At 36.7% G+C, this 23853-nt stretch carries 43 protein-coding genes; 2 read left to right on the forward strand and 41 right to left on the reverse strand.

Annotated elements, in window-relative coordinates; all coding sequences use genetic code 11:
- Positions 1 to 7: 7 nt before the first annotated feature.
- The 3 genes from CDO51_RS02800 to CDO51_RS02810 all read right to left on the reverse strand — a co-directional run bounded on the left by CDO51_RS02800 (position 8) and on the right by CDO51_RS02810 (position 2684).
- Positions 8 to 811, reverse strand: a complete 804-nt coding sequence (locus CDO51_RS02800) for a class III extradiol dioxygenase subunit B-like domain-containing protein (RefSeq protein WP_089022782.1) — start codon at positions 809 to 811, stop codon at positions 8 to 10.
- Positions 812 to 1004: 193 nt separating this feature from the next.
- Entirely contained in the window at positions 1005 to 1898 is an 894-nt protein-coding gene (gene rocF / locus CDO51_RS02805; RefSeq protein ID WP_089022783.1) for an arginase, read from the reverse strand.
- 21 nt (positions 1899 to 1919) lie between these two features.
- On the reverse strand, positions 1920 to 2684 hold the full coding sequence (locus CDO51_RS02810) for an N-acetylmuramoyl-L-alanine amidase (protein ID WP_089022784.1): 765 nt from the start codon (positions 2682 to 2684) through the stop codon (positions 1920 to 1922).
- A 117-nt stretch (positions 2685 to 2801) separates the two neighbouring features.
- Between CDO51_RS02810 and CDO51_RS02815 the strand changes: the two genes are divergently transcribed.
- Both CDO51_RS02815 and CDO51_RS02820 read left to right on the forward strand, forming a co-directional pair.
- The gene (locus CDO51_RS02815) at positions 2802 to 3350 is read left to right on the forward strand and encodes a chromate transporter (RefSeq protein WP_276206985.1); all 549 of its coding nucleotides are present in this window, start codon (positions 2802 to 2804) and stop codon (positions 3348 to 3350) included.
- 1 nt (position 3351) lies between these two features.
- On the forward strand, positions 3352 to 3870 hold the full coding sequence (locus tag CDO51_RS02820; RefSeq protein ID WP_089022785.1) for a chromate transporter: 519 nt from the start codon (positions 3352 to 3354) through the stop codon (positions 3868 to 3870).
- Between the two features lie 47 nt (positions 3871 to 3917).
- Here the strand turns inward: CDO51_RS02820 and rpsI are convergent, their stop codons facing one another.
- The 38 genes from rpsI to rpsJ form a co-directional block, all read right to left on the reverse strand.
- Positions 3918 to 4310 (reverse strand): 30S ribosomal protein S9, encoded by a 393-nt coding sequence (rpsI, locus tag CDO51_RS02825; RefSeq protein ID WP_089022786.1) that lies wholly within the window; start codon positions 4308 to 4310, stop codon positions 3918 to 3920.
- Between the two features lie 37 nt (positions 4311 to 4347).
- Positions 4348 to 4779: a 50S ribosomal protein L13 gene (gene rplM / locus CDO51_RS02830; RefSeq protein WP_089022787.1), complete on the reverse strand. Its 432-nt coding sequence runs from the start codon at positions 4777 to 4779 to the stop codon at positions 4348 to 4350.
- A 109-nt stretch (positions 4780 to 4888) separates the two neighbouring features.
- The gene (gene truA, locus CDO51_RS02835) at positions 4889 to 5641 is read right to left on the reverse strand and encodes a tRNA pseudouridine(38-40) synthase TruA (RefSeq protein WP_089022788.1); all 753 of its coding nucleotides are present in this window, start codon (positions 5639 to 5641) and stop codon (positions 4889 to 4891) included.
- Between the two features lie 12 nt (positions 5642 to 5653).
- Entirely contained in the window at positions 5654 to 6451 is a 798-nt protein-coding gene (locus tag CDO51_RS02840; protein WP_089022789.1) for an energy-coupling factor transporter transmembrane component T family protein, read from the reverse strand.
- The gene (locus tag CDO51_RS02845) at positions 6444 to 7316 is read right to left on the reverse strand and encodes an energy-coupling factor transporter ATPase (protein WP_089022790.1); all 873 of its coding nucleotides are present in this window, start codon (positions 7314 to 7316) and stop codon (positions 6444 to 6446) included. The genes CDO51_RS02840 and CDO51_RS02845 overlap by 8 nt, the downstream gene beginning before the upstream one ends.
- Positions 7310 to 8137 carry an energy-coupling factor transporter ATPase gene (locus CDO51_RS02850; protein ID WP_089022791.1) on the reverse strand — a complete coding sequence of 276 codons (828 nt, stop codon included), beginning with the start codon at positions 8135 to 8137 and terminating at the stop codon, positions 7310 to 7312. Before CDO51_RS02850 ends, CDO51_RS02845 begins: the two co-directional genes overlap by 7 nt.
- Positions 8138 to 8248: 111 nt before the next feature.
- Positions 8249 to 8590 (reverse strand): 50S ribosomal protein L17, encoded by a 342-nt coding sequence (gene rplQ, locus CDO51_RS02855; RefSeq protein WP_089022792.1) that lies wholly within the window; start codon positions 8588 to 8590, stop codon positions 8249 to 8251.
- A gap of 17 nt (positions 8591 to 8607) precedes the next feature.
- Entirely contained in the window at positions 8608 to 9558 is a 951-nt protein-coding gene (locus tag CDO51_RS02860; protein WP_205842082.1) for a DNA-directed RNA polymerase subunit alpha, read from the reverse strand.
- 52 nt (positions 9559 to 9610) lie between these two features.
- Positions 9611 to 10240, reverse strand: a complete 630-nt coding sequence (rpsD, locus tag CDO51_RS02865) for a 30S ribosomal protein S4 (RefSeq protein WP_089022793.1) — start codon at positions 10238 to 10240, stop codon at positions 9611 to 9613.
- A 38-nt stretch (positions 10241 to 10278) separates the two neighbouring features.
- Positions 10279 to 10674, reverse strand: a complete 396-nt coding sequence (gene rpsK, locus CDO51_RS02870; protein ID WP_089022794.1) for a 30S ribosomal protein S11 — start codon at positions 10672 to 10674, stop codon at positions 10279 to 10281.
- 36 nt (positions 10675 to 10710) lie between these two features.
- Positions 10711 to 11076, reverse strand: coding sequence for a 30S ribosomal protein S13 (rpsM, locus tag CDO51_RS02875; RefSeq protein ID WP_089022795.1), 366 nt, complete (start codon positions 11074 to 11076; stop codon positions 10711 to 10713).
- A gap of 65 nt (positions 11077 to 11141) precedes the next feature.
- Entirely contained in the window at positions 11142 to 11255 is a 114-nt protein-coding gene (rpmJ, locus tag CDO51_RS02880) for a 50S ribosomal protein L36 (RefSeq protein ID WP_089022796.1), read from the reverse strand.
- Positions 11256 to 11296: 41 nt separating this feature from the next.
- Complete coding sequence (infA, locus tag CDO51_RS02885) at positions 11297 to 11515, reverse strand: translation initiation factor IF-1 (RefSeq protein ID WP_089022797.1); 219 nt, start codon at positions 11513 to 11515, stop codon at positions 11297 to 11299.
- 28 nt (positions 11516 to 11543) lie between these two features.
- A complete protein-coding gene (locus CDO51_RS02890) occupies positions 11544 to 11834 on the reverse strand; it encodes a KOW domain-containing RNA-binding protein (protein WP_205842083.1) in 291 nt (96 codons plus the stop codon).
- Positions 11835 to 11899: 65 nt separating this feature from the next.
- Positions 11900 to 12646: a type I methionyl aminopeptidase gene (gene map, locus CDO51_RS02895; RefSeq protein WP_089022799.1), complete on the reverse strand. Its 747-nt coding sequence runs from the start codon at positions 12644 to 12646 to the stop codon at positions 11900 to 11902.
- The gene (locus CDO51_RS02900) at positions 12643 to 13287 is read right to left on the reverse strand and encodes an adenylate kinase (protein ID WP_089022800.1); all 645 of its coding nucleotides are present in this window, start codon (positions 13285 to 13287) and stop codon (positions 12643 to 12645) included. The genes map and CDO51_RS02900 overlap by 4 nt, the downstream gene beginning before the upstream one ends.
- A gap of 20 nt (positions 13288 to 13307) precedes the next feature.
- Positions 13308 to 14567: a preprotein translocase subunit SecY gene (secY, locus tag CDO51_RS02905; RefSeq protein WP_089022801.1), complete on the reverse strand. Its 1260-nt coding sequence runs from the start codon at positions 14565 to 14567 to the stop codon at positions 13308 to 13310.
- Positions 14568 to 15008 (reverse strand): 50S ribosomal protein L15, encoded by a 441-nt coding sequence (gene rplO, locus CDO51_RS02910; RefSeq protein ID WP_089022802.1) that lies wholly within the window; start codon positions 15006 to 15008, stop codon positions 14568 to 14570.
- Between the two features lie 31 nt (positions 15009 to 15039).
- Positions 15040 to 15225, reverse strand: a complete 186-nt coding sequence (gene rpmD / locus CDO51_RS02915; RefSeq protein WP_089022803.1) for a 50S ribosomal protein L30 — start codon at positions 15223 to 15225, stop codon at positions 15040 to 15042.
- 13 nt (positions 15226 to 15238) lie between these two features.
- Entirely contained in the window at positions 15239 to 15745 is a 507-nt protein-coding gene (gene rpsE / locus CDO51_RS02920; protein ID WP_089022804.1) for a 30S ribosomal protein S5, read from the reverse strand.
- Positions 15746 to 15774: 29 nt separating this feature from the next.
- Positions 15775 to 16137 carry a 50S ribosomal protein L18 gene (gene rplR / locus CDO51_RS02925; RefSeq protein ID WP_089022805.1) on the reverse strand — a complete coding sequence of 121 codons (363 nt, stop codon included), beginning with the start codon at positions 16135 to 16137 and terminating at the stop codon, positions 15775 to 15777.
- 35 nt (positions 16138 to 16172) lie between these two features.
- Positions 16173 to 16709: a 50S ribosomal protein L6 gene (gene rplF / locus CDO51_RS02930; protein ID WP_089022806.1), complete on the reverse strand. Its 537-nt coding sequence runs from the start codon at positions 16707 to 16709 to the stop codon at positions 16173 to 16175.
- A 29-nt stretch (positions 16710 to 16738) separates the two neighbouring features.
- Entirely contained in the window at positions 16739 to 17137 is a 399-nt protein-coding gene (gene rpsH / locus CDO51_RS02935) for a 30S ribosomal protein S8 (RefSeq protein ID WP_089022807.1), read from the reverse strand.
- 27 nt (positions 17138 to 17164) lie between these two features.
- The gene (locus CDO51_RS02940) at positions 17165 to 17350 is read right to left on the reverse strand and encodes a type Z 30S ribosomal protein S14 (protein WP_089022808.1); all 186 of its coding nucleotides are present in this window, start codon (positions 17348 to 17350) and stop codon (positions 17165 to 17167) included.
- 37 nt (positions 17351 to 17387) lie between these two features.
- Positions 17388 to 17927 (reverse strand): 50S ribosomal protein L5, encoded by a 540-nt coding sequence (gene rplE / locus CDO51_RS02945; RefSeq protein WP_089022809.1) that lies wholly within the window; start codon positions 17925 to 17927, stop codon positions 17388 to 17390.
- A gap of 29 nt (positions 17928 to 17956) precedes the next feature.
- A complete protein-coding gene (gene rplX, locus CDO51_RS02950) occupies positions 17957 to 18280 on the reverse strand; it encodes a 50S ribosomal protein L24 (RefSeq protein WP_089022810.1) in 324 nt (107 codons plus the stop codon).
- 20 nt (positions 18281 to 18300) lie between these two features.
- On the reverse strand, positions 18301 to 18669 hold the full coding sequence (rplN, locus tag CDO51_RS02955; protein ID WP_089022811.1) for a 50S ribosomal protein L14: 369 nt from the start codon (positions 18667 to 18669) through the stop codon (positions 18301 to 18303).
- Between the two features lie 38 nt (positions 18670 to 18707).
- Positions 18708 to 18965 carry a 30S ribosomal protein S17 gene (gene rpsQ, locus CDO51_RS02960; RefSeq protein ID WP_089022812.1) on the reverse strand — a complete coding sequence of 86 codons (258 nt, stop codon included), beginning with the start codon at positions 18963 to 18965 and terminating at the stop codon, positions 18708 to 18710.
- A 28-nt stretch (positions 18966 to 18993) separates the two neighbouring features.
- Positions 18994 to 19191, reverse strand: a complete 198-nt coding sequence (gene rpmC / locus CDO51_RS02965) for a 50S ribosomal protein L29 (RefSeq protein ID WP_089022813.1) — start codon at positions 19189 to 19191, stop codon at positions 18994 to 18996.
- The gene (gene rplP / locus CDO51_RS02970; protein WP_089022814.1) at positions 19181 to 19615 is read right to left on the reverse strand and encodes a 50S ribosomal protein L16; all 435 of its coding nucleotides are present in this window, start codon (positions 19613 to 19615) and stop codon (positions 19181 to 19183) included. The genes rpmC and rplP overlap by 11 nt, the downstream gene beginning before the upstream one ends.
- A 17-nt stretch (positions 19616 to 19632) precedes the next feature.
- Positions 19633 to 20295: a 30S ribosomal protein S3 gene (gene rpsC, locus CDO51_RS02975; RefSeq protein ID WP_089022815.1), complete on the reverse strand. Its 663-nt coding sequence runs from the start codon at positions 20293 to 20295 to the stop codon at positions 19633 to 19635.
- A 4-nt stretch (positions 20296 to 20299) separates the two neighbouring features.
- Positions 20300 to 20641, reverse strand: a complete 342-nt coding sequence (rplV, locus tag CDO51_RS02980; RefSeq protein ID WP_089022816.1) for a 50S ribosomal protein L22 — start codon at positions 20639 to 20641, stop codon at positions 20300 to 20302.
- A gap of 30 nt (positions 20642 to 20671) precedes the next feature.
- Complete coding sequence (gene rpsS / locus CDO51_RS02985) at positions 20672 to 20956, reverse strand: 30S ribosomal protein S19 (RefSeq protein ID WP_089022817.1); 285 nt, start codon at positions 20954 to 20956, stop codon at positions 20672 to 20674.
- Positions 20957 to 20985: 29 nt separating this feature from the next.
- Positions 20986 to 21810, reverse strand: a complete 825-nt coding sequence (rplB, locus tag CDO51_RS02990; RefSeq protein ID WP_089022818.1) for a 50S ribosomal protein L2 — start codon at positions 21808 to 21810, stop codon at positions 20986 to 20988.
- Positions 21811 to 21847: 37 nt separating this feature from the next.
- The gene (rplW, locus tag CDO51_RS02995; RefSeq protein WP_089022819.1) at positions 21848 to 22129 is read right to left on the reverse strand and encodes a 50S ribosomal protein L23; all 282 of its coding nucleotides are present in this window, start codon (positions 22127 to 22129) and stop codon (positions 21848 to 21850) included.
- Positions 22129 to 22752, reverse strand: coding sequence for a 50S ribosomal protein L4 (gene rplD / locus CDO51_RS03000; protein WP_089022820.1), 624 nt, complete (start codon positions 22750 to 22752; stop codon positions 22129 to 22131). Before rplD ends, rplW begins: the two co-directional genes overlap by 1 nt.
- Positions 22753 to 22800: 48 nt before the next feature.
- Positions 22801 to 23433 (reverse strand): 50S ribosomal protein L3, encoded by a 633-nt coding sequence (gene rplC, locus CDO51_RS03005; protein ID WP_089022821.1) that lies wholly within the window; start codon positions 23431 to 23433, stop codon positions 22801 to 22803.
- Between the two features lie 38 nt (positions 23434 to 23471).
- Complete coding sequence (rpsJ, locus tag CDO51_RS03010; protein WP_089022822.1) at positions 23472 to 23783, reverse strand: 30S ribosomal protein S10; 312 nt, start codon at positions 23781 to 23783, stop codon at positions 23472 to 23474.
- Positions 23784 to 23853 lie beyond the last annotated feature (70 nt).

Below are 23853 nucleotides of genomic sequence, written 5' to 3' on the forward strand. Positions count from 1 at the left end.
CCTCCTATCATAATAGTCGTGCTACTAGATAGCCTACTCCAAAAGGTGCTTCATATGACATCACCTTTTTACTACTATCATAATCTGTTAACATTCCTGCACCCAATAATAAAGGTCTATACCCACATTCCCCGGCTTTTTCACGTAGTTCAAAAGGGATATGCTTTAGATCATTAAATGTGTCTTCTTGCAGGATTCTTTGAATTTCATTATCAAATTTAAAGGCTTGTTGGTAATAACCACCTGGTGCACTTTTAGTTAGTCTATGGGATAGATCCCCACTTATGATCACACCCACTCTCTTATTAAGTTTTTCTAAATAATCAGCTATCAATTTACCTGATTTCCATATTTGATCACAATCCGCAAAAGCTGGGTTCATTATTATTAATTCTGGTTTATATTCTAAATTTTCCATAGCATAGTAGAGTGGCACATATGAACCATGATCAAGCGTTTCTGATTTTTCAATAATATCACAATCAGAAACCGCTGTTGTTTTTATATTGTTACTTACCAAAATGTTTTTAATATCTAGTATTGACTTCCTATCAAGAGAAAAACACAAATTTCTAGCTCCACCAAAATCAATTAAGTTACCTGTAACTTCATCAAAATTATAAAAAGTGATCTTCTTTCTACTCGCAAACCCATGCGGGGTTACTACAAATAATGTATCAATACTATTTGTTACATCTTCAAATACTTTTTTTAAACCATCTTTTGTTGTTTGAACTTTACTAATCATTTCTTTTCCGATTTCAGGCACAAGAAGAGGGGGGTGGGGCGATAATACCATCCATTCAATCATTATATCTCCGTTACAGGAAGGTGGTTTCAGGGACTGTTCTTCTTAGGTCATTCCTGGAACGGTTTTCACCTCCTTGCTCTAGTTCTCTGTTACTTAATATTGTTCTTTGTTTTGGATTGGGTGAGATTTTTATAAAAGATTTAAATATCGTTACCTCCACCCAACTACCTTATTAATATTTATTAGCCATCTACTATAATACTCTATCTCCAAAGGCAGAAGCGATCAATTCTACAGCTAAGTTAGCAGTACTATTTCTATGATCTAAAATAGGGTTTACTTCAACAACTTCAATTGAGCTCAAGCATTTTTTTTCTGCTAACAATTCCATTGCTAAGTGTGCTTCACGATAGTTTATTCCACCCTTAACAGGTGTTCCTACACCAGGTGCTTCCATTGGATCCAAACTATCCATGTCTAAACTAACATGTACACCATCAGTTCCTGATGTCACAATTGCTAATGCTTCCTCCATTACACGATTCATTCCCAGTTTATCCAAATCATACATTGTAAATACCTTAACCCCAGTATTTTCTATTAACTCTCTTTCACCAGGATCTATCTCTCTAGTACCTATTAAAACAGTATTCTCAGGTTTTACTTTTTGCCCCTTTTCTAAACAGTCTTTTAGATTACTTTCTCCACAGCCCATAGAAAAGGCAAGTGGCATACCATGAATATTTCCTGATGGGCTTGTCTCAAAAGTATTTAAATCAGAATGGGCATCAATCCAAATCACACCCATCTCTCCTTTAGCCTTTTTCATACCAGCAATACTTCCCATTGCTATACTATGGTCACCACCTAAAACTATAGGTATGGAACCCTCTTGTGCTTGATCTGCTACTTGCTCAGCTAATAAGGTACATGCTTCATAAATCTGTTCTGGATATTTGATAGTTTTTCCAGTCATATCATTTCGTTCTGGAATTGAAACAGGAATATTACCTTTATCTTCTGATTCAACTCCTATTTCTTCTAGTTTTTTATTTAAGTTTGCATACCTAATTGCACTTGGTCCCATATCAACTCCACGTCTGTTTTGCCCTAAATCCATAGGAACACCAATTATTGTTGCTTTCAATTATATCCCCCCTGTATTACTTTATTGGTCATTTAAAACATAATTTATAACACCTAGATAAATTGACCATGCAACTCTCTCTTGATATCTAGGATTAGTTAATAACTTTCTTTCTTGAGGATTAGATAAAAATCCTGCTTCGATTAATGCACCTATAGAGTCTGATTCACTTAAAATGTAATACTTACCAGGAAGTATCGGACGATCAGTATTTTCTAATACTCGTTCTAATTCATTTTGTATAGTCCATGCTAGTTGTCGACTATCTTCATCATCAGGATAATAGAAAGTTTGAGCCCCACGCCACACTGAACTCGGTATACTATTAGCATGGATACTTAAAACTAATTCTACTTCGTGGTCCTTAAATAATTGTAGCCTATTATCTAAATCATGTCTTTTTGCCATTTTATCTCTATAATCCCAAAGATCTGCATCAGTTTCTCGTGTCATCACAACATTTGCACCTGCTTGTTCTAATAGCCTTCTAAGCTTAAGCGATATTTCAAGAACTATATCACATTCTCTAATATCATCACCATTAGTAAAAAAACCTGGATCATATCCACCATGACCAGGATCTAGGCCAATAACTACATCCTGTAGTGGTAATGAAGAAGCTATTTCATCTACTATTATACCTTTTTGACTATCAAAAGAATAGTCTTTTGAGCTGTCTATAGATAAATTAAAATTAGTAATAATAAACAGTGTAACAATTGTTATAACACCTAGTAGAATAAGGGTATATTTAATTTTACTAAATGAAAAATATATTATCTTCATATTATTCTCCCTCCTGATTAAACTATATGTATAGTTAAGGGAGTTAAGACCTTTCTTGTGTAACAATTAGTTTTATTTTATACTGAGAAGTATCATAATAATTAGGTGTGAGATATCTTGTCAATTTCTGAAAGAACTTACTTCAAACTTTTTACGGTATTCCTAAGAATTGGTGCATTTACCTTTGGGGGAGGGTATGCAATGCTCCCCATAATAAAAAGAGAGATCGTTGACATAAATTCTTGGTTAGATGAAGATGACTTTTTAAATACTATAGCTGTAACACAGTCTGTTCCTGGTGCTTTAGCTGTTAACACAGCTATTTTCGTGGGCTATAAAATTAAAGGGATGACTGGAGCGATGTGGTCACTAGCTGGAGTTGTATTACCTTCTTTTTTAATAATTCTTACTATAGTAGCTTTTCTTTTGAATTGGAAGCACCACCCAATTGTAGAGGCTGCCTTTAATGGAATTAGACCGGGTATTGTTGGGCTCATTATAGCTTCTGCATTTCAGATAGGTGCCCCTTTCTTAAAAAACAATATCAAAGCAATAGTTATTTTTTTAATAGCTTCTATTCTTTCACTATTGGGCGTACACACTTTTTTGATCATTATAACTTTTGGAATAGCTGGGATCTATACTTTAAATGAAGGAGAACACTAATATGATTATAGTTCAATTATTTTTTAGTTTCTTGAAAATTGGATTTTTCAGCTTTGGTGGTGGGTATGTTATGATCCCTCTAATCAAAGAAAAAATCATTACAGATAAAGGGTGGCTTAGTTCTTCAGAATTTATAGATGTTATAGCTATTGCTGAAATGACTCCAGGACCTATTGCGATAAATTCCGCCACCTTTGTTGGATATCAAGTTGCTGGACTTTCTGGTGCAATAAGTTCTACACTAGGAGTTATAACACCATCTGTTATTCTAATCTTAATTTCTGCTAAATTTTTACTTAAGTATTATCAGAAACCTTATGTTAAGAACTTTTTTCAAGGGGTTAGACCAGCAATTATTGGTTTGGTATTATCAGCAGGTATTATTATTGGTAGGTCTGCAATAATTGATTTTAAAGGACTTATAATTGCAAGTATTGTCTTTTTTGTTATGGTTTTTAAAAAACCTAATCCGATTATGATGATCATGGTTTCTGCAATAATAGGAATTATTGTGTATTAAAAAAACCTCCAAAATTAATTGGAGGTTTAATTTGAAACACAATTTTATTATCTCTTGGAGAACTGAGGTGCTCGCCTTGCCTTTTTGAGTCCATATTTCTTTCTTTCTTTCATTCTTGGATCTCTTGTTAAATAGCCTGCTTTTTTAAGAACTGGTCTCAGCTCTTGATCTGAATTAATAAGTGCTCTAGCAATTCCATGTCTAATCGCTCCTGCCTGACCAGAATGGCCACCACCTTGAACATTTACTAATACATCAAAATTATCTTCCATCTCAACAGATTGTAATGGTTGTCTTACAATTGCCTTAAGTGTTTCAAGTCCGAAATACTGATCAATATCTTTATCGTTAATTATAATTTTACCAGAGCCAGGAACTAACCTTACTCTAGCTACAGAAGTCTTTCTTCTTCCTGTGCCAATATATTGTACCTTAGCCACCTTAATATCCTCCCTTCATCACCATTTTTTATACAAATTAGCTTTCCCAAGAAATCGGTTGTTGTGCCTGATGGGGATGCTCTTCTCCAGCATACACTTTTAATTTTTTAACCATTTTTCTTCCTAAACGGTTCTTTGGTAACATTCCTTTTACTGCAAGTTTAACAGCTTTTTCAGGGTCAGTAGACAGTAATGTATCGTAATTTACTGCTTTTAAGCCACCTGGATAACCAGAGTGGCGATAATGATGTTTTTGAGTACGCTTCTTACCTGTTAGAAGTACTTTCTCTGCATTTAAAACAATCACATAATCTCCTGTATCTACATGGGGAGTATAAATCGGCTTATGCTTTCCACGTAATATCTCCGCAATTTCAGTCGCTAAACGGCCTAAAGGCTTGTTAGTAGCATCAATTGTATACCATTTTCTTTCAACTTCTTCAGGTTTAGCCATATATGTGGTACGCATTCTTTTCCCTCCTCTTCATAAGGTTCTAATATCCTAGTTAATGTGCATATTTCCGGGGCTTATACACACAAATTCATAAGTGTATTCTAATATAGATACCTGTCAACTGTCAAGCATACCATATCTTTTCTAAAAATAATCCATGGGGCTTTGCTGTAGGGCCAACAAGGGATCTATCTTGATTTCTTATAATACTATCTATTATTGTTTCATCTAATCTTCCTTTACCAATTTCAAGAAGTGTCCCAACAATAATTCTAACCATCTTATATAAGAAACCACTACCTATTATTTCAAAAACTATTAAGGGATGCTCAGTATCATTTATTTCACAAGAAAAAATTTCTTTAATAGTGTCAATGTCAGGATCTGTACCCTGTATAGCTTGAAAGGGATAAAAATCATGAGTTCCTATTAATGATCTAGCTGCTCTTTTCATTTTTTTGATATCTATAATATCGCCTCGAAGATGTAGAGCGTAGTTTCTCCAAAATGGATTCATGAATTGGGAATGATATATATAATAACAGTACTTCTTTTTTTTAGCATCACGTCGAGATCTAAAATCTAATGAGACCTCTTGTGCATCAGCCACGACAATATCATTAGGTAGGTTTGTATTTAATGCCACTGGTATTTTTTTGACGGGAATATTTTTATTTGTAAAGTAATTAATTGTTTGAGCCTTTGCGTGTACTCCAGAATCTGTTCGAGATGCACTATATGCCCTTATTTGTTCTGGTCTATAAACATTATTCAAAGCATTCTCTATCTTTTCTTGTACTGTAACTGCGTTTTCCTGTAATTGATATCCATGATAATTTGTTCCATCATAAGCTACAGTTAGTTTTATATTTTTCATGGAATCACCCTTTTATATTCCAAGTAATATGATAAATATCATCAATAGTAATACAAAACCAAGAGCAAGATAGTCTCTTAAAGCTGCTTGTAATTGTTTTAATCTAGTACGTCCTGTGCCACCACGATAGCACCTTGCTTCCATCGCAAGAGCTAATTCATCAGCTCTTCTAAAAGCACTAATAAATAAAGGTACTAAAAGAGGTACTAAGTTTTTAGCTCTTTCAAATATATTACCCGATTCAAAATCAGCACCACGAGCTTTCTGTGCTTTCATTATCTTTTCAGTTTCTTCCATTAGTGTGGGGATGAATCTTAGAGCAATTGTCATCATCATTGCTAACTCATGTGCTGGAACACCTATTCTTTTAAAAGGTGATAATAAATGTTCTATCGCATCTGTTAAGGCTATAGGTGAAGTTGTTAAAGTTAAAAGTGAGGTAGTCATAACTAAAAGTACTAACCTAACAGCCATGAATGCACCTGTATATACACCTTCAGTTTCTATTGGAATTGGACCTATTTCAAAAAGTGTCTCTCCACCACTAGTCATTAATGAGTGCAAAATAAAAGTAAATGATATAATAAAGAATATTGGTCGAAGCCCTTTTAAGATAAGCTTAATTGGTAGTTTATTTCCTAATATTAAAAATACTATAAAAAGAGCTAATACGCCGTAGCCAACAAATGTATTTACTAAGAAAAGTGTTATCAAAAATATAATTATTAAAATTATTTTCATTCTGGGGTCAAGTCGATGTAGCAGTGATTCACCTGGTAAATACTGTCCAATAGTGATACCTTTAAACATTGTTACCATCCCACTTTCTTTTCACTAAAGACAATAAGAGCTCATGTGCTTGTTCTACTGAAAATACGTTATTAGGTACATCCCATCCCTGTTTTTGCAATTGCTTCATTAAAGTTGAAACTTCTGGTACTCCTAACCCCAATTCTTTTAGGTAGTCACTATAATTAAATATTTGTTCAGGAGGTCCTTCAAGCTTTATTTCTCCTCCATGCATCACAAGTAACCTCTCAGCCAGTTTAGCAACATCATCCATACTATGAGTCACTAATATTATTGTCAGACCTAATTCCTTATGAAATGAACTAACTTGTTCAAGAATTTCTCTTCTTCCTTGAGGATCAAGCCCTGCAGTAGGCTCGTCTAATATCAATACATCAGGTTTCATTGCAAGAACACCAGCAATCGCTACTCGGCGCATTTGTCCTCCGCTCAGCTCAAATGGAGAATGCTCTTTATAATCTTCATAAGATAAGTTTACAACTTCTAACGCTGCTTTAGTTCGTTCTTCAACCTCTTCTTCTGATAATCCAAGGTTTTTAGGCCCAAAAGCAACATCTTCTCCAACAGTCTCTTCAAACAATTGGTGTTCAGGGTATTGAAAGACTAAACCAACTTGTTGTCTTATTTTGTGTAATTGCTTTTTATTTTTCTTAGTATCTATTCCTTTAACTAATACTTCACCATCAGTCGGAAGTAATAAAGCGTTAAAATGTTGAATTAAAGTTGATTTTCCACTTCCTGTATGACCAATAATACCAATGAATTCACCACTATCAATTTCTAAATTAACATTTGAAAGTGCTTTTTGTTCCATTGGAGTACCTTGTGAGTATATATGGTTTAGGTTTTTAGCTTTGATTAACATAAGGCATTCACCAGCTCTTCTACTGTTAGTACATCTTCAGGGATTTCAATTCCCGACTTCCTCAACTTGAAACCTAACTCAACAATTTGTGGTACATCTAAACCGATCTCTCTGACTTGATCTACATGCTGAAAAATCTTTTGTGGTGTACCAGAAAGTTTTATTTCTCCTTGATCCATAACTACTATTCGATCAGCTGATACTACTTCTTCCATGAAATGAGTTACATAGGCGACTGTAATCCCCTCGTTGTTAAGTTTTAAAACAGTTTCCACAACTTCATTTCTACCCTTAGGATCTAACATAGCAGTAGGTTCGTCAAAAACTAAAACTTCTGGACGCATTGCTATAATACCTGCAATTGCTATTCTCTGCTTTTGTCCACCACTAAGCAGGTGTGGAGGATATTCACGATATTGTTCCATACCTACACTACTTAATGCTTCACCAATTCGTTGCTTCATAGTATTAGAGTCAATCCCTAAATTTTCTAGACCAAAAGCAACATCTTCTTCCACTGTTGTAGCAACAATTTGATTGTCAGGGTTTTGAAAGACCATACCAACCTTTTGTCTAACATCCCAAATATTATCTGAATCACTCGTATCAATACCATTAACAAATATTTGCCCATCTGAAGGTAATAAGAGACCATTTAGTAATTTTGATAGTGTTGATTTACCTGAGCCATTTCTACCAATGATTGCTACAAATTCGCCTTTAGAAATTTCTAATGAAACATTGTTTAAGGCCAAATGTTCTTTATTACTACCTTGGTTATATAGATAAGATACGTTTTGTAAATCGATTATTGTTTCCACATTTATCCCCTCCCTACAACTGGGGAATTTACATATAAAAAAGGACAGGAAGATGGCCCAACAAGGGCCGCTTACTTCTTGTCCTCAACCCAATAGCATCCAATCAATCTGTTACTCAACTAATTCTATAATGGCGATAGGTGCACCATCACCATCGCGCGGGCCTTTTTTGAGTACTCTAGTATACCCACCTTGGCGCTCCTGGAACTTAGGACCAATATTTTCAAATAGTTTTGTCACTACATCCTCATCAGTCAAATAAGAAAGCGCCTGTCTTCTTGAAGCTAAAGTGTTCTTTTTTGCTAAAGTAATCATTTTCTCCGCAATCTTTCGAACTTCTTTAGCCTTTGCCTCTGTAGTTTCAATTTTTTCATCACGCAAAAAAGAAGTTGTCAGGTTTCTTAAGAGGGCTTTTCTTTGATCCTTGTCTCTACCAATTTTTCTATAAGACATTCTAATTCTCCCCTCCTTTACTCGTTAGCGTTCTTTAATGACAGCCCAAGCTCTGTCAGTTTATATTTTACTTCTTCTAATGATTTACGACCTAAATTTCTAACTTTCATCATATCTTCTTCTGTTTTTTGAGTTAATTCTTCTATGGTATTAATTCCTGCTCGTTTCAGGCAGTTATAAGACCTAACAGATAGATCAAGTTCTTCTATACTCATTTCCATGATCTTCTCTTTATTGTCTTCTTCCTTTTCAACCATAACTTCTAAATCATTTGCTTTTTCAGTCAGGTTAGTAAATAAATCTAGGTGTTCTTGCATAATCTTAGCGGCCATACTCACTGCTTCATCCGGACTTTCACTACCGTCTGTATCAACTTCCATAACAAGCTGATCATAATCTGTTATCTGGCCTACTCTTGTATCATGTACTTGATAGTTAACTTTGTTTACGGGAGTAAAGATTGAGTCTAATGGAATCAAACCTATTGGTTGTTCAGCTTCTTTGTTTTTTTCAGCTTTCAAATAACCACGGCCGTTTCTTGCAGTAATCTCCATATACAATCTTGTATCTTCTGATAAGGTTGCGATATGAAGATCATGATTAATAATCTCAACATCCGAACCAGCTTGGATATCTCCCGCTGTTACAGGGCCTTCTCCCTCTTTTTCAAGTGTTAATACCTGACTTTCCTCAGAGTGAATCTTTAACACTAAATTTTTTAAGTTTAAGACAATATCAGTAGTATCTTCAACAACCCCTGGAATTGACGAGAATTCATGAAGAACCCCATCAATTTTGACACTAGTTACTGCAGCGCCAGGTAATGAAGATAACAAGATACGTCTTAAAGAGTTTCCTAAAGTGATCCCGTAACCCCTCTCTAAAGGTTCAACAACAAACTTCCCATGAGTGTTGTCTTCACTTATTTCCTGACATTCAATTTGGGGTTTTTCAATTTCAATCGCCACTGAGTAACCCTCCTTTTGATAAAGGCTAAGTTCCTATTAAGTTGAGGGTTTATTAACGGGAATAAAGCTCAACAATTAGATGCTCTTCTACTGGTACATCAATTTCTTCCCTAGCAGGAACTCTAACCATTTTAGCTGAATAGTTTTCATGGTCAGCTTCTAGCCATTCAGGTACTTTATGCCCTTCAGCTAATTCCTTTAACTCCTGCACCCGCGGAATATTTCTACTTTTCTCACGGATAGTAATTTCATCTCCTGGTTTTACTTCAAAAGAAGAAACATCTACTCTTCTACCGTTAACTATAATGTGTCCATGATTAACTAGTTGTCTAGCTTCATCACGACTACTGGCAAAACCCACTCTATAAACAACATTATCTAACCTAGTTTCTAATAGTTGTAGTAAAGTTTCACCTGTAATACCTTTTTTTCTATCAGCTTCTTTGAAGTACTTTCTAAACTGATTTTCTAAAACTCCATAAATCCTTCTTGCTTTTTGTTTCTCTCTAAGCTGCATCCCGTATTCACTTTGTTTACCTCTTCTTGTTGGGCCATGTTGACCTGGTACATAAGACTTTCTATCTATTGCACACTTATCTGTGTGGCATCTCTCACCTTTAAGGAAAAGTTTTGATCCTTCTCTTCTACATAACCTGCATACAGGTCCTTGATAGCGAGCCATCCTTTAATACACCTCCTGTGTAAATCTTTCTTTATATACTATACTCGACGTCTTTTTGGTGGACGACATCCGTTGTGTGGAATTGGTGTCACATCTTTAATTGCATTAATTTCTAGACCGGCAGCCTGTAATGATCTAATAGCAGCTTCTCTTCCTGAACCCGGTCCTTTTACTCTAACTTCTACACCTTTTAGACCATCCTCCATAGCCGTTTTAGCTGAAGTCTCTGCAGCAATTTGTGCAGCGTAAGGAGTGCCCTTTCTTGATCCTTTAAATCCGCAAGAACCAGCACTAGACCATGACATCGTATTTCCATCACTATCAGTAATATTAACTACTGTATTATTAAAAGTGGAATTTACATGAGCTATTCCATTTTCAATATTCTTTTTAACTTTTTTCTTTCGGGTTGCAGCCCTTTTCTTCTTGACCATGACAGTATCCCTCCCTTTCGTTTGAATTAGGCCTTATTATCTCTTAGCGCCTACTGTTCGCTTCGGTCCTTTACGAGTTCGTGCGTTGTTTTTAGTACTTTGCCCTCTCGCAGGAAGATTTCTCTTGTGACGTAACCCTCTATAACTACCAATCTCCATTAATCTCTTGATATTCATAGAAATCTCTCGTCTAAGGTCACCTTCTACTGTGTATTCATTATCGATTACGTTACGTAACCTGTTAACTTCATCCTCAGTAAGGTCTTTAACACGTGTCTCAGCTGGGACTTCAGTCTTCTCTAAAATCTCATTCGCTTTAGAGTGCCCTACTCCGTAAATATAAGTTAGTGCAACAGACACTCTTTTGTTACGGGGCAAATCAACACCGGCAATTCTTGCCATCCATTCCACCTCCCATTAAACTAAATAAATATATTTCCCAAATTTAGTGATTTTATTCATACCAGTTAGCCTTGTTTTTGCTTGTGTTTTGGATTAGAGCAAATAATCATAATTCTTCCTTTACGTCTAATCAACTTACACCGCTCGCAAATTGGCTTTACTGAAGGTCTGGTTTTCATAGGTAAACCTCCTTCTTGTTCTAATTGCTAATTTCTTGCATTTACTTATATCTATAAGTTATACGACCACGACTGAGGTCATATGGAGACAGCTCAACTTTAACTTTATCTCCAGGTAAGATTCTAATGTAATTCATCCTAATCTTACCGGATACATGAGCCAATATTTTGTGTTCGTTTTCTAACTCCACCCGAAACATAGCATTCGGTAACGGTTCAATTACTGTCCCTTCAACCTCAATTGCTTCTTTTTTGGACATAGGGATTAAATCTTCCCTCCTTTTATCATTAATCCAGTTTATCTGAATTAATCTTTTCCTTCAAATGATTAAGCTCTTCTTTAACTTCACGATCACTTGCTCTTTTTACATTTAATTTATGAATCAAATCTTCTGTAGCTTGTTGGTTGATTTTTTGCAAGTGACTAATATTCTTTTTTTTAGGTTTAGATAAAGGTCTTTTTTTACCATCTGAAACCCTTACAAAATCTTCATCAAGAATTTCTATAACAAGATAGTAACGGCCTAAATCCCTTCCTTGAGTTGACACTGCTAGTTGGCCTACTTGTAACTTATTCAAACAGTATCTCTCCTTTCTCAAAATAGAAGAGAAAGGTTCAATCTCTTCAAATAATATCTATAAATTTAAAGTTGGGTTAAAATTTTAGGACCGTCCTCTGTTATTAAAACAGTATGCTCATAATGAGCAGAAGGTAGTCTATCTGCCGTTACCACTGTCCAATGATCATCTAATGTATCTACTTCATGAGATTTAAAATTAACCATTGGCTCTATGGCAAAAACCATTCCTTTTTTTAACCTAGGCCCTTTATTAGGGGGGCCAAAGTTTGCTATCTCCGGTTTTTCATGCAATTCACTACCTATACCATGGCCCACATATTTTTTAACAACTGCCAAATCATGATCTAAAACATGTTTTTCAATTGCATGCGAAATATCACTCAGTCTATTCTTTGGACGCGCCTGTTCAATCCCTTTATTAAGCGATTCTTCAGTCACTTGCATCAAATATTCTAATTTATCCTCTATTTTCCCAACAGGATAAGTTTTAGCTCCATCCCCGTGATAACCCTTGTAATTAGCTCCGACGTCGATACTTATAATGTCCCCTTCATTCAGGTGTCTTATTCCAGGAATACCATGTACAACCTCATCATTAATTGAGGTACAAATACTTGCGGGAAATCCGTGGTAACCTTTAAAAGAAGGGGTCGCTCCATGATCTCTAATGCACTGTTCTGCTAGTTTATCTAACTCTACTGTAGTTATCCCAGGTTTAATAGCTTTAGCTAATTCTTGGTGGGTTTTAGCTACTATTCTACCTGCTTCTCGCATCAATTCGATTTCTTGGTTGCTTTTAATCACTATCATAGTTTTTCTCGCACTTCCTTTACAATATCGTGAAACACATCATCTGGTGACTGAGAACCATTGATCCTTTTCAAGATTCCACGCTCTTCGTAGTATTCAACAAGGGGTTTAGTGTTTTTCATATAAACTTCTAAACGTTCTTTAGCGGTTTCTTCATTATCATCATCACGTTGATAAAGTTCCCCCTCATCATCATCGCAAACCCCTCTTACCTGTGGTGGATTAAACTTTATATGATAACTTTTACCACACTTTCTACATATTCTTCTACCAGATAATCTTTCAACAAGTTCATCGAATTCAACATCTATATATACAGCCGCGGATAAAGGATCATCTTTCAAAACTCCATCTAAAGCTTCAGCCTGGGGGACAGTGCGCGGAAAACCATCTAAAATAAAACCTTCTTGACAGTCTGGTTTATATAGTCTTTCCTCTACTATCCCAATAACGACTTCATCCGGAACTAATTGACCTGCATCCATATATGATTTAGCTTTTTTTCCTAATTGAGTACCTTCAGATACCGCTTTTCTGAAAATATCTCCGGTTGCTATATGGGGGATATCCAGTTCTTTAGCTAGTTTTTCCGCTTGAGTCCCTTTCCCTGCTCCCGGGGGGCCCATTAATATGATGCGCATACCTTACCCCTCCTAAATTATCACTTCTTCATGAAGCCTTGATAATGTCTCATTAACATCTGACTTTCTATTTGCTTCATTGTTTCTAATGCTACACCTACCATAATGATCAAAGCTGTTCCTCCGAACATGATGTTCATCTCTATAAAGTTTTCTAAAAGAATCGGAAGTATAACTATAGCTGCTAGAGCTAAAGCCCCAGCCAAAGTTATTCGATCCATTATTTTACTTAGATACTTGGCAGTAGGACGCCCAGGTCTTATACCTGGTATAAAACCACCATATTTTTTCATATTATCAGCCATATCTTGTGGATTAAATTGAATTGCAGTATAGAAATAAGTGAAGAAAATAATTAAAATTAGATACAACACTGTATTTAACGGACTTCCAAAACCTATTATACTCGCTACCGTGGCCGCCCAATCAGCTTGAATAAATTGAGCTAACGTTTCAGGAAACATCAAAATTGATGAAGCAAATATAACTGGTATAACACCAGCTTGGTTTACCTTTAGCGGAATATGGGTAGATTGTCCGCCGTACATTTTTCTACCAACAACTCTTTTTGCATACTGTACCGGAATTTGTCTACGACCTTCTTGTAGAGCAACTACACCAACAATTGCGCCTACAATAAGTGCTACAAGTAATAACACTAGTAAAATTGAAATTTCACCTACTCGTACTAAATGAAAACCTTGTGTAATAACTTGTGGTATTCTTGAAACTATACCCGCAAATATAATTATTGAAATACCATTACCAATTCCACGTTCATTTATTTGCTCACCAAGCCACATTAAAAAAGCAGTTCCGGCAGTTAAGGACAATATAATTACCATGTAAGAAGCAAATGACGGGTTATCAATGGCAGGGCCTAAAAGGCCTAGGGTCATTCCAATAGCTTGTAAGAAAGCTATGATAACCGTTCCATACCTAGTATACTGTGCTAATTTTTTCTTTCCTTCTTGACCTTCTTTTGACCATTCTTCGAACTTTGGAATAACAACAGTCAGAAGTTGCATTATGATCGATGCATTAATATAGGGCGTGATACTCATAGCAAAGATTGAAAGCTGACTTAAAGCTCCCCCTGCTATAACGTTTAGGAACCCAAATAAATCCTGTCCTTCAAACATGTCTTGTATCCGAGATGCATCTATTCCAGGTACTGGAACATGGGCACCTAGGCGATATACAAATAACATCGCCAAGGTAAATACTAACTTACTACGTAAGTCCCTAATCCGCCAAGCATTTACTAATGTTCCAAGCACCTAAATCACCTCAACCTTTCCACCGGCGCTTTCAATTTTTTCTTTAGCTTGTTGTGAGAATTTGTGAGCTTTGACAGTCAAAGGCTTATCTAATTCACCTTTACCTAAAACTTTAACTCCATTCCTAATACTTTTCACTAGACCTTCTTTTAGCAATAGCTCCGGAGTTACTTCTGTATCTTTATCAAACTCATTTAGTGACTTTATATTTACTTCACTATACTGTTTTTTAAAGACATTGGTAAAACCTCTCTTTGGTAGGCGCTTTTGCATAGGAGTTTGGCCACCTTCGAAACCTGGACGTACACCTCCACCTGAGCGTGCATTTTGTCCTTTATGACCTTTACCGGACGTCTTTCCAAGTCCAGAGCTCATGCCTCGCCCTCGTCTCTTACGAGATTTTTTTACTTTAGACCCAGCTGTTAATTCATGAAGTCTCACCGTTTCCACCTCCTTATCCTAAATCCTACACTTAAATCTCCTCAGCTTCTATAAGATGAGTAACTTTATTGATCATCCCTCTAATTTCTGGAGTATCATTTTTTACTACGGAATCATTGATTTTTTTAAGCCCAAGCGCAGCAATTGTACCTTTCTGTCGTTCAGAAACTCCAATTAAACCACGCTTTAAGGTTAATTTTACTTTTTTATCAGCCATCCTGGTATCCCTCCTAACCAAGTAGGTCTTTAACTGATTTGCCTCTTAACTTGGCAACTTCCTCAGCTGTTTTTAATCTACTTAATCCTTCGATGGTAGCATTAACCATACTTTTAGCATTATTAGAACCTAGGGATTTAGACAGGATATCACGAATACCTGCCTGTTCTAGTACCGCACGAACTGGTCCTCCGGCAATAACACCAGTACCTTCGTATGCAGGTTTTAATAAAACCTGTCCGCCTCCATCTTGACCAATAGCTTGATGCGGTATTGTAGTACCTACAAGTGGCACTCTAATTAAGTTCTTTTTAGCATCGTCAATACCTTTTCTAATAGCCTCTGGTACCTCAACCGCCTTTCCAGTTCCAACACCTACATAGCCATTTCCATCTCCAACTACAACAAGAGCACTGAAACTGAAACGACGACCACCCTTAACAACTTTTGTGACACGACTTATTTCAACAACTTTTTCACTTAAATCTAATTTGTTTGGGTCAAAGTCCTTTCTTTGCAAAACCTTTTCCCTCCTTCTTTTAACAGTTTCTAAAAGTTTAGCCCCTCTTTACGAGCAGCTTCTGCTAATGATTTTATTCTTCCATGATATTGATATCCACTTCTATCAAAAATAACCTCTTCTACACCTTTATCTTTAGCTCTCTGCGCTACTAGTTTTCCTACAGCCGCACTAGCCTCAACATTACTCTTGCCTTTATAACCGTTTAGCTCAGAATTAAGCGTTGATGCCTGTGCGATAGTATGGCCATTCACATCATCAATTATTTGAGCATGGATGTTTTTCAAGCTCCGATAAACATTAAGTCGCGGTCTTTCCGGAGTGCCAAATATTTTTTTTCTAACTCGTCGATGACGTTTTTTACGAGCCTGATTTCTTTCAAAGCGCGACATTACAATTCACTCCTTTCTCTCTAGCAACAATTTACCTATTTACCAGACTTTCCAACTTTAGTGATAACTTGTTCATCAGAGTATCTGATACCTTTACCTTTATATGGTTCTGGTGATCGAACAGCTCTAATTTTAGCAGCCGTTTGTCCTACTTGTGCCTTTTCAGTCCCTTTAACTATTATCTCGTTATTTTTTTGAACGTCTAATTCAATTCCTTCTGGGGGCTCAATAGTAACTGGATGAGAATATCCTACATTAAGCACTAAGCTTTTACCTTGCATCTGAGCACGATAACCCACACCTACAATTTCTAGACGGCGCTCAAATCCTTTTGAAACTCCCTCTACCATATTGGCAATCAAGCTTCTATACAGTCCATGTAATGATTTATGCTTTTTTGAATCAGTCGGACGTTCAACAAAAAGTTCACCATCTTCTTCCCTGACATTTATATCATGGTGAATGGACTGACTAAGTTCACCTTTCGGTCCTTTTACTACAACTTCTTGAGAATTAACACTCACTTCAACGCTCTCCGGGAGCTTAATAGGTTTTTTTCCGATCCGAGACATCCCTTACACCTCCATTTCCACCATGTTCTTTACCAAATATAACAGAGTACTTCTCCACCTACACCATGATCTCTCGCTTCACGATCTGTCAAAAGACCTTTTGATGTAGATACTACAGCAACTCCTAATCCTCCAAGAACTTTTGGAATTTCTTCTTTTTGTGCATATACTCTAAGCCCTGGTTTACTTATTCTCTTTAAGCCTGTGATAACTTTTTCATTATTATCACCATACTTAAGTTCAACTCGTAAAATCCCTTGCTTATCGTCATCTATATATTCAAAATCCTCGATATAACCTTCTCGTTTGAGGATACTTACTAATTCATTTTTTAATTTAGATGCCGGTACTTCAACCCTTTTGTGTGTAACATTTTGTGCATTACGTATACGGGTTAGCAAGTCGGCGATAGGATCTGTCATTGTCATTTTTAGCGACCTCCTTCCTTCCTCTTTTTACCAACTGGCCTTTTTTACACCAGGTAATTTACCTTCGTGAGCTAAGTCTCGAAAGCAAATTCGGCACATACCAAATTTTCTAATATACCCATGTGGGCGTCCGCAAACTTTGCATCGATTATATGCTCTAGTCTTAAACTTTGGCTTTCTTTTCGCCTTAGCAATTAAGGACTTTTTAGCCATGTTATATACCCTCCTTAAATGTTTTTCCGCTTAGCGGTTAATTACTAAAGGGCATCCCCAAGTTTCTCAACAATTCTTTTGCTTCCTCATCAGTCTCTGCTGTTGTGGTAATAATGATATCCATACCTTGAACACGTTCAACATCATCATACTCAATTTCAGGAAATACCATTTGCTCTTTTAAGCCCATCGTATAGTTCCCACGACCATCAAAAGATTTTGGAGAAACACCTTTGAAATCTCTAACTCGCGGAAGTGCCACATTAATCAACTTATCTAGAAAGTGATACATGCGTTCTCCTCTAAGTGTAACCTTACATCCAATAGGCATTCCTTCTTTTATCTTAAAACCAGCAATTGCCTTTTTAGATCTTGTAATCACAGGTTTTTGACCTGCAATTTGAGTTAAGTTTTCTATAGCAGTATCAAGAATTTTACTGTTATCTTTAGCATCACCTATACCCATATTGATAACAACTTTTTCTAGTTGAGGCACTTCCATTACATTTTTATACTCTAATTCTTCTTTTAGCTTTGGTTTTACTTCATTTTTGTATAATTCAAGTAATCGAGCCACTTTTGCTTGCCCTCCTTTCCTAAAAACCTTTACAATTTAACTTCACACTTCTTGCAGATGCGTTGTTTATTTCCGTTCTTATCGTCTTGCTTCGCTGTCCTAACTGGTCTTTGACATTTAGAACAGTAAAGCATAACCTTGTCGGCATAAACAGGACTTTCTTGCTCTACAATTCCACCTTGTGGATTATCTTGAGAAGCTCGAGTGTGCTTTTTTACCAAGTTTACGCCCTCAACAAGCACTTTGCTCTCGGAAGGAAAGGCCCGAAGAACTTTTCCTCGTTTTCCTTTATCTTTACCGGAGATAACAACTACGGTATCGCCTGTCTTAATATGCATTTTTGCCTGAGCCATGTATCTTACACCTCCTTCAGCTACAATACTTCAGGTGCCAGTGAAATAATTTTCATAAATTTCTTTTCTCTTAACTCACGAGTAACAGGTCCAAAAATTCTAGTCCCGCGTGGGTCCTTTGTATCACCTATAATCACACAAGCGTTTTCATCAAATTTGATATATGAACCATCAGAACGTCTGATACCGCTTTTAGTTCTAACAACAACGGCTTTGACGACTTGACCTCTTTTAACAACTCCCCCTGGCGTTGCTTCTTTTATCGTACCTACTATAATATCACCGATATTTGCATATCGTCTTTTGGAAGCACCGAGGACTTTTATACATTGTAATTCTCTTGCTCCGGAGTTATCCGCCACTCTGAGGGTAGACTCGGTTTGGATCATCTGATAGGCCTCCTTTCTCTCTCAGCAAAATAATCAAATTACAGTTTTGCTTTTTCAACTACTTCAACAACTCTGAATCTCTTATCTTTAGAAATTGGTCGAGTTTCCATGATTTTTACTAAGTCACCTTCTTGACTTTCGTTTTGCTCATCATGAGCTTTAAACTTCTTAGTACGTTTAACTGTTTTGTCATATAAAGGATGTTTTACAAATCCTTCTACTAAAACAACACGAGTTTTTTCCATTTTATCACTTACTACTCGACCCGTTCTTATTTTACGGTTACTTCGTTCCATAGGGGAATTCCCTCCTCTCTTACGAAACTTAGCTAATGTTTAGTTCTCTTTCACGCATAATTGTCTTGATCCGCGCTATATCTTTTCTAACTTGCTTTAGTCTCATTGGATTTTCAATTTGCCCTGTTGCAACCTGAAACCTTAAATTAAACAATTCTTCCTTTAATTCATCTAACTTAGCATCAAGTTCTTTATTTGTTAGGTTTCTGATCTCTTTAGTTTTCATCGGCGTCACCACCCATGTCTTCGCGTTCTACAAACTTCGTTTTAATCGGAAGTTTGTGGGAGGCCAATCTCATTGCTTCTCTAGCAGTTTCTTTTGGCACTCCTGCTACTTCAAACAAGATTCTTCCCGGTTTAACTACCGCAACCCAATATTCAGGGGAGCCTTTACCACTACCCATTCTTGTCTCAGCTGGTTTTTGCGTAGCAGGTTTATCCGGGAAAATCTTGATCCATACTTTTCCACCACGTTTAATATATCTTGTCATCGCAATACGCGCAGCCTCTATTTGTCTACTTGTTATCCAAGCAGGTTCTAATGCTTGGATACCGTATTCACCAAAAGCAATTTCTTTACCGCCTTTAGCCTGACCTTTCATTCTTCCACGCTGTTGACGGCGAAATTTAGTTCGCTTAGGCATTAACATGGTTACCTGCCTCCTTTTTACTCACTCTTTTCCTCTTTCTGATCTTGGTTTAGCTCTGGTAGTACTTCACCTTTATAAATCCAAATTTTTACACCGATTTGCCCGTAGGTTGTACTAGCTTCTACCATTCCATAGTCAATTTCAGCTCTTATAGTCTGTAAAGGTACATTTCCTTCTGTATACCACTCTACTCTACTCATTTCAGCTCCGCCTAAACGGCCGCTGCACATCACCTTAACACCTTCTGCTCCTTGTCTCATTGCTCTACCAACCGCTTGTTTCATAGCTCTTCTAAAAGCAACACGTCTTTCTAAGGCTAAAGCAATATTTTTTGCTACAAGGTTTGCATCTAATTCTGGTGTCTTGATTTCCATAACATTAATGTGAACTTTTTTATTCGTAATATTTTCTAATGACTTTCTCAACTTTTCAACTCCACTACCGCCTTTACCGATTACCATCCCTGGTTTAGCAGTGTGAAGTGTAACCTTAATCCTATTAGCAGCTCTGTCAATTTTTATTGAGCTGACATCAGCGCTTGTCAAAGTTTGTTCAATATGATCTCTAATCTTAATATCTTCATGAACAAGCTCTGTATAATCTTTATCAGCATACCAGTTTGACTGCCAATCCTTTATAACTCCGATTCTTAACCCGATAGGATTTATTTTCTGACCCAAGTCTTTATCCCTCCTTTTGTTCTTTTACAACAACAGTCAAGTGACTAGTTCTTTTATTTATTTGAGTAGCTCGCCCCATAGCTCGTGGACGAAACCTCTTTAATGTTGGTCCTTCATCAACATAGCATTCAGAAATATATAAACTGTCTGGATCTAATTCAAAATTGTTCTCAGCATTTGCTTGCGCTGATTTAACAAGTTTTTCTATTGGTTTTGTTGCACCCTTAGGAGTTAATTGTAAAATACCTAAGGCTTCATCAATGCCTTTACCTCTTATCATATCTATAACTTCTCTAGCTTTACGTGGAGATATACGCACGTATTTAGTCGTTGCTTTTGCCTCCATCAGAACTAAACCTCCCTTCGTAACCTGGTTTTACTTCAAGGCTGTTGATCTTTCCGTATGATCGCCGTGTCCTCTGAAAGTCCGTGTTGGAGCAAATTCACCTAATTTATGGCCTACCATATCTTCAGATATGAAAACTGGTACATGCTTTCTGCCATCGTGAACAGCAATTGTCTGTCCAACCATTTCAGGTAAAACAGTTGATCTTCTTGACCAGGTTTTTATCACTTTTTTCTTTTTATTTTCATTGTTCTCTCGAACCTTTTTAAGCAAGTGGTCATCGACAAAAGGTCCTTTTTTGAGTGATCTAGGCACTTGTAAACGCCTCCTTTCTAATAAAGCTATTAGTTTCTTTTCTTAACAATATAGCGATCTGATTGTTTAGCTTTTCGGGTTTTTACACCTGCTGATTTTTTACCCCAAGGAGTATATTGCGTTTTACGGCCTACGATAGACTTACCTTCACCACCACCGTGAGGGTGATCAGCAGCATTCATTGATACACCTCGTACTGTAGGTCTTTTACCTAGCCATCTTGATCGACCAGCTTTACCTAAATCAATATTTTCGTGATTTAGATTACCTACTTGACCTACTGTAGCACGACAGCTTAAATTAATCAAGCGAACTTCTCCAGAAGGAAGTTTTATATGACCGTATTTACCTTCTTTTGCTACTAACTGGCAATGTGCCCCAGCTGATCTAGCTAATTGTCCACCTTTTTGAGGTTTTAGTTCAACATTGTGGATAGTAGTACCAACTGGGATGTTTCTTAATGGTAAAGCGTTTCCAGGTCTGATTTCTGCATCAGGACCATTTTCGATTTTATTACCTACTTCAACTCCTAATGGCGCTAGGATATAACTTTTTTCACCATCAGCATAGTTTAGCAGAGCGATATATGCAGTCCTATTTGGATCGTATTCAATTGCTGCTACCTTTGCTGGTACACCGTCTTTATCTCTTTTCCAATCAATAATACGATATTTTCTCTTATGACGGCCGCCCTGGTGTCTAGTTGATATTCTCCCTTGATTATTTCGCCCAGCTTTAACCTTTAACGGTTCTAGTAAGGACTTTTCAGGCTCATCTTTAGTGACTTCTTGTTTATCTGCAACAGTCACATATCTTTTCCCAGGAGAAGTGGGTTTAAATTTTTTAATTGACACCTTATTTCCCTCCTTCTTCGATCATAACTTTCAATTATTAGTCAAATAGCTCAATAGGCTTGGAATTTTCAGTTAACTTAACAATAGCCTTTTTCCAACTAGGAGTTCGACCTTGATAAATCCCTAACCTTTTAGGCTTGCCCTTCATGTTCATTGTGTTAACCTCTTCAACTTCTACATCAAACAAACTTTGAACAGCTTCTTTAATTTGAAGTTTACTTGCTTTTTTATTTACAACAAAAGTATACTTGTTATCTTCCATCTGATCAGTTGTTTGTTCAGTTATCCAAGGTTTAATGATTACATCACGAGGGTCCATTAGCAGAACACCTCCTCAATTATAGATACAGCATCTTTAGTGATAATTAATTGATCATGATTTAAAATCTCATAAACGTTTAGATTTTTTGCAATCATTGAACTTACACCAGGAATATTACGTGTAGAACGATATACATTTATATCTGACTCCGCAGTAACCACCATTGCTTTATTGTTCACCTTCAAGTTTTCTAGCAATTTAATGATCTCTTTAGTTTTTGGAGCCTCCATATTTATTTCCTCTAATATAAGCAGCTCTCCATTTTGTAGCTTAGTTGAAAGCGCTGACTTGATAGCTTTCTTTTTAGCTTTTTTAGGCATTTTCAGAGCGAAGTCACGAGGTTTAGGACCGAATGTAATTCCTCCACCTACCCAAATAGGTGAACGGATACTTCCGTGTCGGGCTCTACCAGTACCTTTTTGTCTCCAAGGTTTTTGGCCGCCTCCTCTAACTTCACCTCTTTGTTTTGTCGAAGAAGTCCCTCTTCTCTGAGAAGCTAAATACATGTTTACTGCGTCATGCATCAACTTCTCATTAATATCTGTGGCAAAAACAGAATCCTGCAGGTTTACTTCTCCTACTTGACTGCCTTCATTATTATATAACGCCACTTTAGGCATGACAAATCCTCCTTTCTTTACACATCCTCACCTTTACCGAACCCTCTGTTATGATTTAGCTTTTACAGAGTCTACAATTTTCAAAAGTCCTTTTTTAGGACCTGGTACGGCTCCTTTGATGAGAAGTAGATTGTTATCTTTATCAACTTCAACAACTTCTAGTTTTTGTACAGTGACAGTATCTCCACCCATTCTACCAGGTAAAGTCTGCCCTTTAAATACTCTCGCAACATTCATTGCTCCTAAAGAACCTGCTCCTCTATAATATCTTGAACCGTGAGTTTTAGGACCAGTACCCTGGTTATGACGCTTCACTGCTCCTTGGTATCCTTTACCTTTAGAAGTACCAGTAACATCTATGATGTCTCCAGCTGCAAATTGTTCAACAGTTAGTTCGCTTCCTACTTCTAACCCTTCTACATTATCTAAGTTAAATTCAACTAAGTGTTTTTTAGGAGCAACTCCAGCTTTGTCAAAGTGTCCTTTTTCAGGCTTTTTAGTTCTGTTTTCTTTTTTATCTTCAAAACCAACTTGAACAGCTGTGTACCCATCAACCTCTTCAGCTCTTTTTTGCACTACTGAACAAGGTCCTGCTTTAACTACAGTAACTGGAACAACTTCACCTTCATTTGAGAAAATTTGAGTCATACCTACTTTTCTACCCAAGATAGCTTTTTCCATTATCTCTTGCCACCTCCCTCAATAAAACTAACAATACTTTACAGTTTAATTTCGATGTCTACTCCAGATGGCAGATCCAACCTCATCAGTGAATCTACTGTCTTGGAACTAGGGTCTAGAATGTCAATCAGTCGCTTATGAGTCCTCATTTCAAATTGCTCCCTAGAATCCTTAAACTTATGAGGAGCTCTAATTACTGTATACACATTTTTATCTGTAGGCAACGGAATTGGACCGCTGACATTCGCCCCTGTTCTTTTAGCCGTTTCTACAATCTTATCTGCAGACTGGTCTAAAATCATATGATCAAAGGCTTTTAACCGGATGCGAATCTTTTGCTTATTGGCCATTAATTTTCCCCTCCTTGCCAGCCGTTTTCTTAATAAAAGCTTAACACATAAAAAGATGAGGAGAGATAGG

The sequence above is a fragment of the Natranaerobius trueperi genome (assembly GCF_002216005.1).
Taxonomy (GTDB): domain Bacteria; phylum Bacillota; class Natranaerobiia; order Natranaerobiales; family Natranaerobiaceae; genus Natranaerobius_A; species Natranaerobius_A trueperi.